The 13985-nt window shown below is 44.5% G+C and carries 12 protein-coding genes; 8 read left to right on the plus strand and 4 right to left on the minus strand.

Annotated elements, in window-relative coordinates; genetic code table 11:
* The first annotated feature begins 147 nt into the window (after window positions 1-147).
* From AS030_RS11690 to AS030_RS11720, 7 genes are all read left to right on the plus strand, one after another.
* Window positions 148-1188 (plus strand): NAD(P)-dependent alcohol dehydrogenase, encoded by a 1041-nt coding sequence (locus AS030_RS11690; RefSeq protein ID WP_061972030.1) that lies wholly within the window; start codon window positions 148-150, stop codon window positions 1186-1188.
* Between the two features lie 338 nt (window positions 1189-1526).
* Window positions 1527-2339: an ABC transporter ATP-binding protein gene (locus tag AS030_RS11695; RefSeq protein ID WP_061972031.1), complete on the plus strand. Its 813-nt coding sequence runs from the start codon at window positions 1527-1529 to the stop codon at window positions 2337-2339.
* A gap of 71 nt (window positions 2340-2410) precedes the next feature.
* Window positions 2411-3349: an iron-hydroxamate ABC transporter substrate-binding protein gene (locus AS030_RS11700; protein WP_061972032.1), complete on the plus strand. Its 939-nt coding sequence runs from the start codon at window positions 2411-2413 to the stop codon at window positions 3347-3349.
* 27 nt (window positions 3350-3376) lie between these two features.
* Window positions 3377-4417 (plus strand): FecCD family ABC transporter permease, encoded by a 1041-nt coding sequence (locus AS030_RS11705; RefSeq protein ID WP_061972033.1) that lies wholly within the window; start codon window positions 3377-3379, stop codon window positions 4415-4417.
* Window positions 4417-5421, plus strand: a complete 1005-nt coding sequence (locus AS030_RS11710) for a FecCD family ABC transporter permease (protein ID WP_061972034.1) — start codon at window positions 4417-4419, stop codon at window positions 5419-5421. Before AS030_RS11705 ends, AS030_RS11710 begins: the two co-directional genes overlap by 1 nt.
* Before the next feature lie 124 nt (window positions 5422-5545).
* Window positions 5546-6124 carry a TetR/AcrR family transcriptional regulator gene (locus AS030_RS11715; protein WP_061972035.1) on the plus strand — a complete coding sequence of 193 codons (579 nt, stop codon included), beginning with the start codon at window positions 5546-5548 and terminating at the stop codon, window positions 6122-6124.
* 35 nt (window positions 6125-6159) lie between these two features.
* Window positions 6160-7614 carry a DHA2 family efflux MFS transporter permease subunit gene (locus tag AS030_RS11720; protein WP_061972036.1) on the plus strand — a complete coding sequence of 485 codons (1455 nt, stop codon included), beginning with the start codon at window positions 6160-6162 and terminating at the stop codon, window positions 7612-7614.
* Between the two features lie 309 nt (window positions 7615-7923).
* Here the strand turns inward: AS030_RS11720 and AS030_RS11725 are convergent, their stop codons facing one another.
* The 4 genes from AS030_RS11725 to AS030_RS11740 form a co-directional block, all read right to left on the minus strand.
* Window positions 7924-8217: a putative quinol monooxygenase gene (locus tag AS030_RS11725; RefSeq protein ID WP_061972037.1), complete on the minus strand. Its 294-nt coding sequence runs from the start codon at window positions 8215-8217 to the stop codon at window positions 7924-7926.
* Between the two features lie 28 nt (window positions 8218-8245).
* Window positions 8246-8881, minus strand: coding sequence for a nitroreductase family protein (locus AS030_RS11730; protein ID WP_061972038.1), 636 nt, complete (start codon window positions 8879-8881; stop codon window positions 8246-8248).
* Window positions 8882-8925: 44 nt separating this feature from the next.
* A complete protein-coding gene (locus tag AS030_RS11735) occupies window positions 8926-9360 on the minus strand; it encodes a MarR family winged helix-turn-helix transcriptional regulator (protein WP_061972039.1) in 435 nt (144 codons plus the stop codon).
* 356 nt (window positions 9361-9716) lie between these two features.
* Window positions 9717-10604, minus strand: coding sequence for a TetR/AcrR family transcriptional regulator (locus tag AS030_RS11740; protein WP_061972040.1), 888 nt, complete (start codon window positions 10602-10604; stop codon window positions 9717-9719).
* Window positions 10605-10784: 180 nt separating this feature from the next.
* Here AS030_RS11740 and AS030_RS11745 point away from each other — a divergent pair, with 180 nt between their 5' ends.
* The gene (locus tag AS030_RS11745) at window positions 10785-13982 is read left to right on the plus strand and encodes an efflux RND transporter permease subunit (RefSeq protein ID WP_061972041.1); all 3198 of its coding nucleotides are present in this window, start codon (window positions 10785-10787) and stop codon (window positions 13980-13982) included.
* Window positions 13983-13985: the final 3 nt, after the last annotated feature.

A 13985-nucleotide genomic window follows, 5' to 3' on the forward strand; every position in this document is an offset into this window, starting at 1 on the left:
GGCATGTCAAAACCAACTTGGAGGCAACAGAAATTGTTTTCTGAATATAGGATGTAAATGCTTGACCTAGAGTTAACTGTAAGTAATAACATGGGGATACAAGAGAAAAACGTTCTCTTGAAAAACATACATAATGGAGGTTCTTTCATGATAACTGCTAAAGCACGAGCTGTAGATGGTCCAGACACTCCTTTTCGAGAAGCTGAAATTAATCGGCGCGATCTTGATACACATGATGTTCTAATTGAAATTAAGTTTGCAGGCATTTGCCATTCTGATATCCATACGGCTCATGGTGAATGGGGCGAAGTGAATTATCCACTTGTGCCAGGACACGAAATTGCGGGATTTGTCACAGAAGTAGGAGCAGAAGTCACAAAGTACAAGGTCGGTGACAGAGTAGGCGTTGGATGTATGGTCGACTCCTGTGGTGAATGTGTGAACTGCCAAAAAGGGGAAGAACAATATTGTCTTAAAGGAAATGTTCCTACTTATGCAGGTGTTGATAAATACGGAGAGCCAACTCAGGGTGGTTATTCTACCCACATCGTTGTAACAGAGGACTTCGTCGTCAGAATTCCTGATAACATCGAGCTTGACGCAGCAGCACCATTACTTTGCGCAGGGATTACGACCTATTCTCCATTACAGCATTGGGGGGCTGGTCCAGGAAAGAAAGTAGCGGTTGTTGGTATGGGTGGTCTTGGCCATATGGCGGTGAAAATTGCACATGCTATGGGTGCCGAGGTTACGGTTCTGTCCCAATCGTTGAACAAAAAGGAAGATGGTTTGGAGTTTGGCGCAAAAGATTATTATGCCACAAAAGATCCGGAAACCTTTGAGAAGCTTGCGGGAACCTTTGATCTGATTATCAATACAGTAAGTGCAAAGATTAATATGGATGCTTACTTCTCACTTCTCACGCTTGACGGTACACTTGTCAATGTCGGTGCGCCTGCAGAGCCACTAGAAGTAAATGTGTTTTCTCTTATCGGTCATCGCCGTTCATTTGCCGGTTCTATGATCGGAGGAATCCGTCAGACACAGGAGATGCTGGATTTCTGTGCAGAGCATAACATTGCTCCTAAGATTGAGGTCATTTCAGCTGACCAAATTGACGAAGCCTATAAGCGCGTGCTGGCTTCTGATGTAAAGTATCGTTTCGTCATTGATACAAGCACAATCTGAGTTGTGTTGTAAGAAGTCCCAAAGCCTGGCTTTTGGGGCTTTTTTCGTGTGTTTTAAAGAGACAATTACGATTCATATGTTGGATAACCGTCAAATGCGGACATATTTAACGATTGAATGTAACCTATTTCCATTTATATTGATTGACATATGAAATCAACAGGTGTTTTTAATAATACTGCTAAGATATGAGAAGGATGGCTTTTTTTATTGACAATTTTGGAAACATGGTTGACATCTTTCTAGGAATCTCATAAAATTGAACTCGAGATTGATAATCATTTTCAATAGATGAAATTATATAGATTTTAGTTAAGGTTTAAAAGGAGGCCTCATTGATGTCCAGGCTGCACGCTGAAAATTTGACGGTTACATACGGTGAAAGGGATATAGTGAAGAATCTCGGAGTTTCCATTCCGGATGGACAAATTACGGCGATTATCGGGCCAAACGGCTGCGGAAAGTCAACGCTTTTGAAAACGTTGTCCCGTATTTTGAACCCGAAAACCGGCATGGTGTATCTCGACGGGAAAGGAATCAGTAAAGAACCAACGAAGAAAATTGCTCAAAAGATGGCGATTTTGCCTCAGTCCCCGGACGCACCTGAAGGACTGACAGTGGGTGAGCTTGTTTCCTACGGAAGATTTCCTTATCAAAAAGGTCTGGGAAAACTTACGAAAAAGGATTACGAGGTCATTGACTGGGCGCTTCAAGTTACCGGCATCCATGAATTTAAGGACCGTCCGGTAGACGCCCTCTCAGGCGGACAGCGTCAGCGGGTATGGATTGCGATGGCTTTGGCGCAGGAAACAGACATCATCTTATTGGATGAACCGACCACGTACTTGGATATGTGCCACCAGCTCGAAGTTCTTGAACTGTTGGACCACTTGCACAGAGTGGAAAAACGGACGATCGTGATGGTGATTCATGACCTGAACCACGCGGCCCGCTTTGCTCATCACATGGTGGCGATGAAAGACGGCTCGATTCAGAATGAGGGTACACCTGAAGAGGTGATGACACGCCAGGTGCTTCGAAACGTATTCAATATCGATGCCGAAATCGGTATTGACCCAAGAACGAGGAAGCCGGTGTGTCTGACATACGATATTATAAAGCCTGTTGAGCTTGTTGAGAACTTGGCGTAATCTTGCGCCTTTCTTTTTTACCTTCAATTGAGAATGATTATTATTGATAAAGTATAGGGGGAACTTGTAAGATGAAAAAGCATACAAAAAAACTGTTTATTGGCTTGATGGCCGTCGTTCTTATACTGGCGCTATCAGCTTGCGGCAATAAAACGGAAGAAAATACTGATTCTGGTAAAAAAGAATCCAAAACAAGAATCTATAAAGGCGAAAATGGCGATGTAAAAGTTCCGGCCCATCCAAAGCGTGTGGCCATGATGGCAGCGACATATGCAGGAAACCTGCTTGAGCTGGGAATTACGCCTGTAGCCGTTAACGAATATCCGAAGCAAAACAAATTTTACGGAAATAAATTGGACAATGCGGAAGTGGTGACAGCCGATTCTTATGAAAAGCTTCTCGAGCTCAATCCTGATTTGATTATTACCTACTCCGATGATAAAAACCTCAAGAAATACAAAGAGATTGCACCAACCGTCACCATGACGTACGACAAATATGACTACCTTGAGCAGCATGTTGAAATCGGAAAAATGGTAGGTAAAGAAAAGGAAGCAAAAGCATGGGTAAAAGAGTGGAAGAAAGAAGCCGCTGATGCCCGTGAAAAAGTACAATCTGCCATCGGTAAAGATAAAACGTTTATGGTTATGGAAGCCTATGGAAAAGACATGTATGTTTACGGAAAGAACTGGGGACGCGGAACTGAGGTTATTTACCAGGCACTGGGACTAAAAGCACCTAAGAAGCTGCAAGAAGATGTGTTCGGGCCTGGCTGGAAAGCGATCTCTACGGAAGTCATTCCAAAATACGCAGGTGATTATATTTTTGTAGGAACGGGTACAGGGAATCCTGACAATTCCTTTATGAAGTCAAACGTATGGAAACAACTTCCTGCTGTAAAAAACGGACATGCGATCAAATTTGATTCAGAATCGTTCTACTTCAATGACCCGATTTCCCTTGAAAAAGAACTGGACTTTGTCGTAAATGAACTCACGAAAAAGAACTAAATCGCATTAAGAAAAGGGTAGCAAGCTATGTTCAAGACAAAAACCAAACAAATTAAAGATCATACTGTATATTCTCGGCCGACAGCAGGAACAGCCATCCTGCTGCTCGGCCTTGTTCTGCTTCTTATAAGTGTCGGGGTAGCTATTTCGGTCGGAGCGGCGAAGATCAATGTTCTTACCGTTTGGAATGCCGTTTTAAATTATGACCCTGGCAGGGAAGCCGACCGGATCATTGTCAGTCTTCGTTTGCCAAGAGAGCTCGGAGCAGCGGTGGTTGGAGCGGCTTTTGCCGTCAGCGGTGCAATCATGCAGGGGATGACCCGCAATCCGCTTGCAGATCCGGGGTTACTCGGGTTGAATGCCGGAGCTAGTTTTGCTCTTGCCTGTGTGTTTGCGTTTTACTCAGGAGCAGACTATTTAACGGTCATGATAATCTCCTTTATCGGTGCGGGTATTGGAGCGGGAATGGTATTTGGCCTGGGATCGATGAGGAGAGGCGGACTTTCTCCGATCCGCATTACGCTTGCCGGTGCCGCAGTTTCCGCCCTTCTTTCGTCATTGGGAGAAGGCATCGCGTTATACTTTAAGCTTTCGCAAGACCTTGCCTTTTGGACGGCCGGCGGGGTATCGGGCACCAGTTGGACACAGCTTAAGATTATCGTTCCCGTGGTTGTGGTGGGAATTGTGGTCGCTGTCCTGTTTTCAAGGCAATTGACGATGCTTAGTTTTGGTGAAGAAGTAGCAAAAGGGCTGGGACAGAATACGCTGCTCACGAAAATCGTTTTGATGACCGTGGTGCTGATTCTGGCTGGTGCAGCCGTGTCACTGGTGGGTGCTATTGCCTTTGTGGGACTAATGGTTCCGCATATTGTCAGGTTTTTGGTTGGCACGGATTATCGCTGGATCATTCCTTGTTCCGCCGTATTTGGAAGTGTGCTGATGGTTTTGGCCGACACCTTCGGGCGGGTAATCAATGCGCCCTATGAGACCCCTGTGGGAGCGGTCGTGGCGATGATTGGTGTTCCGTTTTTCCTCTACCTTGCCAGAAGGGGAGGAATGAGCCGTTGATGAATCCCGGTCATGCAAAAAAGGTGCGTATAACAACCATCTTCGCGATCGTGCTTTTGATCGCCGTGTTTATTGTAAGTGTGGCAACCGGTTTTGCCTCACTCACCCCAACAGAGCTGTTTCGGACGATTTTCGGGCAGGGAACACCGAAAGAAAATCTTATTTTGTTTGAGTTCAGGCTGCCGCGTATTTTTGTAGCAATCCTTGCTGGAATGGGCCTCGCGGTTTCAGGTGCCATTCTTCAAAGTTTAACGAAAAATCCGCTGTCAGATCCGGGCATCCTCGGTATAAATGCCGGTGCCGGACTGATGGTGGTCGTTTACATTATGTTCTTTACTGTGGAATCCTCCAGTTCGCTGTATATTCTTCCGCTTTTTGCTCTGGCAGGAGGGGGGGCAACCGCAGCGATCATCTATATCATGTCTTACAAAAAAGGGGAGGGGGTTGAACCGGCACGACTTGTGCTTGTGGGAGTCGGTTTGGCAGCCGCTCTCGCGGGAGCTACCCTTACCCTGGCGACCAGGCTGGATATGGAGAACTACGCGTTCATGGCCAATTGGCTCGCAGGGCGGATTTGGGGTGATGATTGGGTTTTCGTCCTTTCATTGCTTCCCTGGATTTTATTGCTATTTCCGCTATCCATGGTTAAATCAAATGTATTGAACATGCTGAACTTGAACGAAAACGTGGCGATTGGGACTGGTGTGAATGCCGGAAGAGAACGAATTGTGCTGATCATCATCGCTGTTGCCCTTGCTTCAGCGTCAGTGGCTGTCAGCGGCGGCATTGCCTTTGTGGGCCTTATGGCTCCGCATATCGCAAGGTCACTCGTCGGTCCGCGGCACCAATCCTTTCTGCCGCTGGCAGCGCTGATCGGAGCGATTCTGCTTCTGGCCGCGGATACGATTGGAAGAATCATTCTTGATCCAAGCGGCATTCCGGCTGGAATTATCGTAACTTTAATTGGAGCGCCATATTTTATGTACCTGTTGGCGAGAAAATAAGTGATGCATGAAGCTGAGGCTGGTATTTAACCGGCCTCTCTTTTATAGGATGTAAAAGTTGACATGATCAGTTGATTGCCATATTATTATGTAGACCGATCACTATAATTTCGAGGTGGGAAATGTGGCTAATAAAAAGGAAAGCACGAGGAATTGTATATTAGGTACTGCTTCCCGTCTGTTTCAATGCCAAGGATACCATGGAACAGGTTTGAAGCAGATCATAGAGGAAAGCGGAGCACCGAAAGGCTCCATTTATTATCATTTTCCAGACGGTAAAGAAGAGATTGCTCTTGAAGCGATTGAATTGATGAAACAGCATGTACTGCAGGCAGCAAAAATGGATTTAAGCGGCAAGGGATCAGCTGTAGAAGGCTTTGTGCATCATATTGAGAAGGTTTCTTTTTTATTTGATTCTGAACAGAAGACCACGGGATTGCCCATCGGACTGATTGCTTCGGAAACAGCTGAATCCAATCCGAAACTCCGTGAAGCCTGTAATTCCGCTTTTTCAAACTGGCAGTCTTTGTACGCTGAGGTACTTGTGGGATTCGGTTTTAATGAAAATAAAGCAGCCGATTTGGGTGTGACCATTAATGCGCTGATTGAAGGAGGCTGTATTTTATCGATGACAAATGGCAGTGGGGAACCATTGCGTTCAATTGCAAAGCAAATACCATTTTTGCTTATGAATGAAGAATAAAGAAAAAGTATCACTAGTATAGGGGGAATAAAAAAATGGCATCTGAATCACAAGTAACCGCCAGTGAAAGCGGTCTTGATCATATAAAAGTAACACCCGTAATCATCTCTTTTGTGGTAGCCGGGTTTATCGGGTTATTCAGTGAAACAGCCTTAAATATGGCGTTAAGCCATTTAATTCATAGTCTGGGAATCCACGAAACGACAGCACAATGGCTGACAACGGGGTATTTGCTTACCCTCGGGATCCTGGTTCCTGTATCTGGCATTATTCTGCAATGGTTCACGACCCGGCAGCTGTTTATTACTTCACTGATATTTTCAATTATAGGTACATTTATAGCCGCTATAGCACCTGCCTTCAGCGTATTGATGATCGCACGCGTTGTGCAGGCACTTGGAACCGCATTGCTGTTGCCGCTCATGTTTAATACGATCTTATTCATTGTGCCGCCTTATAAACGGGGAAAAATCATGGGGATTATAGGTTTGGTGATCATGTTTGCCCCGGCAGTAGGTCCAACACTGTCCGGCCTGATTCTTAAGAATCTAACATGGCACTGGATCTTCTGGATATCGCTTCCTCTCTTAGTGATGGCCCTCATTTTTGGTCTGTTTTTTATGCAAAATGTAACAACACCAACTAAACCAAAAATTGATTTGATTTCTATCGTACTATCCTCTATTGGATTTGGTGGGATTGTATATGGATTCAGTTCTGCTGGAGAAAGCGGCGGATGGAGCAGCACGCCGGTCATTATTGCACTTGTCGTTGGTGCGATTGGCCTGCTTTTATTTGTCACTCGCCAGCTGAACATGGAAAAGCCAATGCTGAATCTGAAAGCTTTCCGCTATCCGATGTTCTCGCTTGGCGTGCTTATGGTTATTGTAAGCATGATGGTTATTTTGTCTTCCATGATCCTATTACCGCTTTACCTTCAAACTTCTTTGGCACTAAGCACATTTGCCGCAGGGCTTCTTCTCCTTCCAGGAGGTGTGATCAATGGTCTTCTGTCTCCTGTTATGGGAAGTCTTTTTGATAAATTTGGACCTAAGTGGCTCGTGATCTCCGGACTGGTGATTACCCTGGGGTCCATGCTTGGCTTTTCAAGAATCACATTGGACACAACTTCAGGAAAGATTGTCATTCTGCACATTTTAATGATGGTCGGAGTTTCTATGGTGATGATGCCCGCCCAAACGAATGGCTTGAATCAGCTTCCCAAGGAATTATATCCGGACGGAACGGCGATCATGAATACCCTGCAGCAAGTGGCTGGGGCAATCGGAACCGCAGTTGCGATTTCTATTTTATCTTCTGGGGTACAGCGTTATATGGAAACAACCGATGATAAGACCAACCCGTTGAATCCGCTTCTTGCTTTTACAGAAGGGGTACAGCAGGCATTTCTATTTGCGATTATCATTACGATTGTCGGATTGATCATTTCATTCTTCATCAAGCGTGTAAAAGTCTATCGAGAAGCGTAATTTTGTTTAGAGTGAGTGCCTATGGTGCTCACTCTTTTTTTCTCACCAAATTTTAATCTTTCTCCAAAGTTGTTCTAATGTGGCATGGGTAGGATTTAATCATAACTACTAAGGAGGAATATAGGATGAAAAAGAAAACGAAAATGATGACAGGTGCATTGGCTTTATCTCTTTTAACGTAGAGATCTTTCATCCTTTCAATGAGCAGCAAATCATCTGGGCAAACCGGGAAGGGTTAAAGCATAGATTACGGTCCATTCAATAAATAAAAAAAATGAGAGCCTCAGCTTAGTTGAGGCTCTCATTTTGTTATTTAACTTGCTGGGCATTAAATACTTTTACATCGAGTGGACGGATTAAATAGTTTTGGGCTTTGCCGACAAACTGAGTGAAATGGCTGCTCTTGTTGTGAGCGTCTACTGCCTCTAAGTCTTTCCATCCTTCTACCATGAGGTAAGCACTGTCTTCCACGGTATCTTTAAAAAGTTCATAAGACACATTGCCGCTCTCTTCCTGAGATGCGGAGATCAACTGTTGTACTTCTGCAAGAAATTCTTCTTCCTTTGTTGGATTAACGAACATTTTTGCGTGAATTAATATCATTATTATTCTCCCCTTTGTAAATGTTGGATTATTTCCATTCTGCCACTTTTTCAACAGGTAAGCGAACAGATTCGTATCCGGGATTTGCTGCTTTTCCGATGGAAATCAGCATAACCGGTACATACCGGTCCTTGTCCAATCCAAAGGCTTCAGCAATTTGGTCTTTTTCATAACCGCCGATCGGGCATGTATCATAGCCATGCGCACGGGCAGCCAGCATAAGACTCATGGATACAATTCCACCATCGACGAGAACAACGTCTTTATTGTCTGCGGGATCGATGGTTTCAAAGTGAGCAGAAAGCTTTTCCATCATTTGTTCTTTCACTTCTTGTGGCATAAATCCTTGTTCAACCGCATTGCTGTAAATTTCTTCTCCGTTGTCAAAGTTGTTCAGATCGCCAAAGACTGCGATCATAGCAGCTGATGTTTCTACCTGAGAAGAATTGAATTTCGCCAAAGGCAATAGGGTTTGTTTGGCTTCGTCGCTTTCAATGACTAGAAAACGCCAAGGCTGCATGTTGGTAGAAGAAGGCGCCAACGTCGCTTTTGACAGGATTTCTGTCATTTCTTCTTTGCTGATTTTAACAGAAGGATCGTAATAACGGATCGAACGGCGTCCTGTTAGGATTTCATTATAGTCATTGATGAGTGTTGTATTCATGAGTACATTCTCCTTTATTTATGCTGTTCTAAGGTGTCTGAAGGTTAACCTTCAATTTGTTCGGCGTTCTGCTGCATGCGCTGAAGCATGTCAACAAGTACAGGGAGTTCTTTTTCTGTAAAACCTTGAAGAAGGTTGGTGACAAACTGATCCCTTTCCTTTCGATAGGAAAGGATTTTGCTGCGGCCCTGCTCCGTCAAGCTTACAAGGGTGACGCGGTTATCCTGCGGGTTCTTTCTGCGGTTCACCATTCCTGAAGCCTCCAGTTGTTTTAAATGCCTGGTGACCGCTGCGTTATCAATGTGCACCACTTTTTGCAGCGTTGTTTGGCTGATCTCTTCCGCATCATATAAATGCTGAAGAAGCTCCAGGCGGGACTGGCTGATCCCGGTACAACGTTCAAACTTGGGACTGATCTGGTAGTGAAGCTCCCGTAATATATAAGCAATTTGCGCTTTTGACGCGCATGAATGGTCCATGGAATCTCCTCTTTCCTATCCAAAAAATAGAGTGAAGGGATAATCTTTGATACCTCAATGTTTGATACGTCAAACAATATAACGCGATTAAAATATTTTGTCAACAAGAGTGTTTTAAAGTTAAGGATTTATTAAGCTTCACGAATTAAACTTTGTTTATACCTCATGAAGAACAGAGATCTACTGAACTTTTAAATACAGGAGTGTGTGATAACTGAATAAAAAAGTGAAGTGGTCGGTCATCTCCGTTAGCGCAGTGACGGAGGAACCATTTATCTTGGAGCTGTAATGATACGTGCAAAAAACTTAGTCATTGATAAAAAAAGCCCGCGGCATACACCGTGGGCATTTTTTATCTATAAAAGCTCAATGCCCATAATACGGGCGATATCCTTTCGGTCGCTTTCCAGCTCCTTGATGCCTTTTAAGTTTGCCAGCATTCCTTGAAACACCATTTTGTTCGGTGTTTCTTTTTCATTTTCACTCAGCAAAAATTCTATGACACTTTTCAGTTCATCCCTTTTTTCTGCCGAAAGGGGAAGGCCGTCCATGGTTTGTGCCATTGTAAAAAGGCGCTGGTGGATGGTATCCTGCAAGGTTTGTTCGCTATGAAGATGCAATCGCGAAAACAGTTTTTCCAGATTATCACTGGAGATCATCACTGCCTTCTTTTTCTTCAGGCCAGCTACAATATCATCAAGCCGCTGAAGCAAAAACTCTGCCAGGGCCTCCGGCTGGAGAAGCTGGTCATCGAAAACAAATATACGGATGTAGGTGTTTTGCAGCCCCTGAGCCATCAGGATTAAGTCTCCCAAATGAGGAGTAATATGCTCTCCATACAGTGCGAGCAGGTTTTTCTCCAGCCATTTCATCGACTTGTACTGCGTTTTCAGCATATGCTTCCGCATTTCTTCGTTGATCGTGGAATTTTGTTCCCTGAAATGCATGATGATAAAGTTTTTATGTTCCGTAAAGGAAGTAAATAGCGCAATCATCTGCTTTTTGATTGTTTCACGTGGAGGCAGGTTTTGGCCTTCGATTTCTGAAATTCTATGGGTGATTTTATCATTATAGAAATGAAAAAGAGCTACCATCAATTCTTCTTTTGATGAAAAATAATTATAAAATGCTCCTTTTGACATTCCGGCATGATCGGTTATATCCTGGATCGATGTTGAATGAAATCCTTTCTCTGCAAACAGAGCAATCGCAGATTCAATTATTTCGACTTTTCTTTGTTTCATCCTAAACCTCCGAGTAACTGTTTTTCCAATTAAATTGCCAAAAGATACCTATTGATCATTCGTTCTGTATAATTCCTTGCATTACAGCTGACGGTCCGATATATTTAAATCTGTTATGACCGTTCGTTTATATTATAGCATAATCCGACTGGTCAGTCATTAGTGGAGGGAGCAAGAAGAATGAGTGCAATTATCCGATTCTGTTTAAAGAATAAATTTGCCGTTTGGCTGTTAACGCTGCTTGTCGTAGCCGCCGGATTGTATTCCGGTTTAAATATGAAGCTCGAGACGATGCCGAACATCAATACACCGATTGTGTCCGTATCAGCAGCCTATCCAGGTGCAACACCTGAAGAGGTAGCAGATAAAGTGACCATTCCGATTGAGAAGAAGATCAAGAATCTGTCAGGAGTGAATTCGGTCACTTCCTCTTCTTATCAAAACGTCTCATCGGTACAAATCGAATACAGTTTTGATAAAGACATGGAAAAAGCAAAAGAGGAAGTACAGGAAGCTCTTGCCAACATTAATCTCCCTGATTCAGTGGACGATCCAAACGTGTCACGGCAAAGCTTTAATGACCTTCCGATTTTGTCGTTAAGTGTATCCGACAAGGACAAATCGCTGAAGGAACTTACCAAGGTCGTTGAAGATGATGTCGTTCCAACTCTTGAAGGAGTGGAGGGCGTTTCATCCGTACAGGTAGCCGGACAAAACGTGGAAGAACTCCAGCTTGATTTTAAAGACGATGAATTAAAGAAAAACGGATTGACGGAAGACAGCGTCAAGCAATTCATTAAAGGCGCCAATTCCTCCATGCCGCTTGGTTTGTACAATTTTAACAACACCGAAAAATCGGTTGTTGTTGATGGAAATATTACCACTGTAAAAGAACTGAAAAACCTTGAAATCCCGGTAACACCTCAAGCATCTGGTGAAGGAAGTCAGGGCGCAGGCGCATCTGCGGGTCAAGGAGCCCAGCAACAGTCGGGCGGTCAAGGAGCCCAGCAGCAGTCGGGCGGTCAAGGAGCTTCCCTGCAGGCTGCTGCAAACCAGCAAGCGCAGCCAACAGAACTTCCGACTGTAAAGTTAAAAGATGTTGCTACCATCAAAACCGTCGGAAAAGCAGAGTCCATTTCAAGAACGAATGGCCAGGAATCCATCGGTCTTCAAGTGATCAAATCCGCCGATGCCAATACGGTAAATGTGGCTGATGCAGTAAATAAAGAATTAAAGCAGTTGAAAAAAGAGCACGAAGGTTTGAAGACGGTCAACGTATTTGACCAGGCAACACCAATCAAGGATTCAGTCAGCACGATGCTGAACAAAGCGTTGATCGGCGGATTGTTTGCCATCATCATTATCCTGCTGTTTTTACGGAATTTCCGCTCTACCATTATCGCAGTTATTTCTATCCCGCTATCGCTGTTAATGGCGATTCTGGCGTTAAAACAAATGGACATCACGCTGAACATTATGACCCTTGGAGCGATGACGGTTGCCATCGGCCGGGTAGTGGATGACTCTATTGTAGTGATCGAAAATATCTATCGCCGGATGTCACTTAAAGGGGAAGGGATTCGAGGCAAACAGCTCATTACAGCTGCTACCCGAGAAATGTTCATTCCGATCATGTCTTCCACGATTGTAACCATTGCGGTATTTTTACCATTGGGTCTAGTAAAAGGGCCGGTCGGTGAGCTCTTTATGCCGTTTGCCCTGACGATTGTTTTTGCTCTTGTGGCATCCTTAATCGTGGCGATTACCGTTGTACCGGCTTTTGCTGATTCTTTATTTAAAAAAGGACTTAGCAAAAAGAAAGAAGTGGACAACGAAAAGCCTGGCGCCCTTGCCGGTTTTTACAAAAGAGTATTGAACTGGTCGCTAAGCCATAAGATTGTTTCGTTTGGTCTTGCCATTCTTTTGCTTGCTGGCAGCTTGTTCCTGGTACCGAAGATTGGCGTCAGCTTCCTGCCGTCAGATGAACAGAAGATGGTCATTGCTACCTTTAATCCGGAACCGGGCCAGACGAAAAAAGAAGTGGAAGTTGAGGCACTAAAAGCAGAGAAACTTCTGCTGGACCGCAACCATGTTAAAACGATTCAATATTCCGTTGGCGGGGAGAACCCGATGAACCCCGCGGCCAGCAATCAGGCCATGTTCTTTATGGAGTATGACAAAGATACGCCTAACTTTGAAAAAGAACAGAAGAAGGTCATTGATGATCTCAAGGGAACCACCGACAAGGGAGAATGGAAGGCGCAGGACTTTGGCGCTACCGGTGGAAGCAACAAACTTGAAATCCAAGTCTACGGAAATAACATGAACGACATCAAACCGGTCACCGAGAAGGTCCAAAGGATTCTCAGCGACCGGAACGATTTGAGAAACGTAGGTTCCAGCCTTTCCAAAGCGTATCAAGAATACACACTTGCCGCAGATCAGGAAAAGTTAAGCAAGCTTGGTCTTACAGCCAGCCAGATTGGCATGGCATTGAACGATTCAGGTGATCAATCCGCCTTAACAACCCTGAAGAAAGATGGAAAAGACGTCAACGTTTATGTGAAAGTGGATAAAAACAGCTACAAGAATATTGATGATCTTACCGGCAAGAAGCTGCAGTCAGCGACTGGAAAAGAAGTAGCCATCAGTGATGTCGCAAAAGTAAAAGAAGGTGAAACCGCAGATACCGTTACACGTAAGGATGATAAGATTTATGCGAGTATAAGCGGTGATGTGACGAGCAAGAACGTGAACAAAGTGTCCACGGACGTCCAAAAAGATATCGACAAACTGGATCTTCCAGATGGAGTGGACTTCAAGATGGGCGGCGTTACTGAGGATATTAACGAGTCCTTTACTCAACTCGGCCTGGCCATGCTTGCCGCGATTGCGATTGTCTATTTTGTACTTGTCGTGACGTTTGGCGGCGCTCTTGCACCATTTGCGATTTTGTTCTCCCTTCCGTTTACGGTGATCGGTGCGCTCTTGGCTCTGTATATCGCGGGTGAAAGCATCAGCATTTCTGCCATGATTGGCGCTCTGATGCTGATCGGAATCGTGGTAACAAACGCAATCGTGCTGATTGACCGCGTGATCCATAAGGAAAACGAAGGACTGTCAACAAGAGAAGCACTCTTAGAGGCAGCTGCCACCCGCTTGCGTCCGATTCTGATGACCGCATTGGCCACCATTGGCGCATTAATCCCGCTCGCCCTCGGGTTTGAAGGCGGAGGCTTAATCTCCAAAGGCCTTGGCGTTACGGTTATCGGCGGTCTCACCAGCTCCACGCTGCTGACCCTGATCATCGTGCCAGTGGTTTATGAGTTTTTAATGAAGTTAACGAGAAAAAACAGAAAGCGCAAAACCGCTGAATAATTG

Origin of the sequence: Fictibacillus enclensis (assembly GCF_001457035.1) — a bacterium.
Taxonomy (GTDB): domain Bacteria; phylum Bacillota; class Bacilli; order Bacillales; family Fictibacillaceae; genus Fictibacillus_C; species Fictibacillus_C enclensis.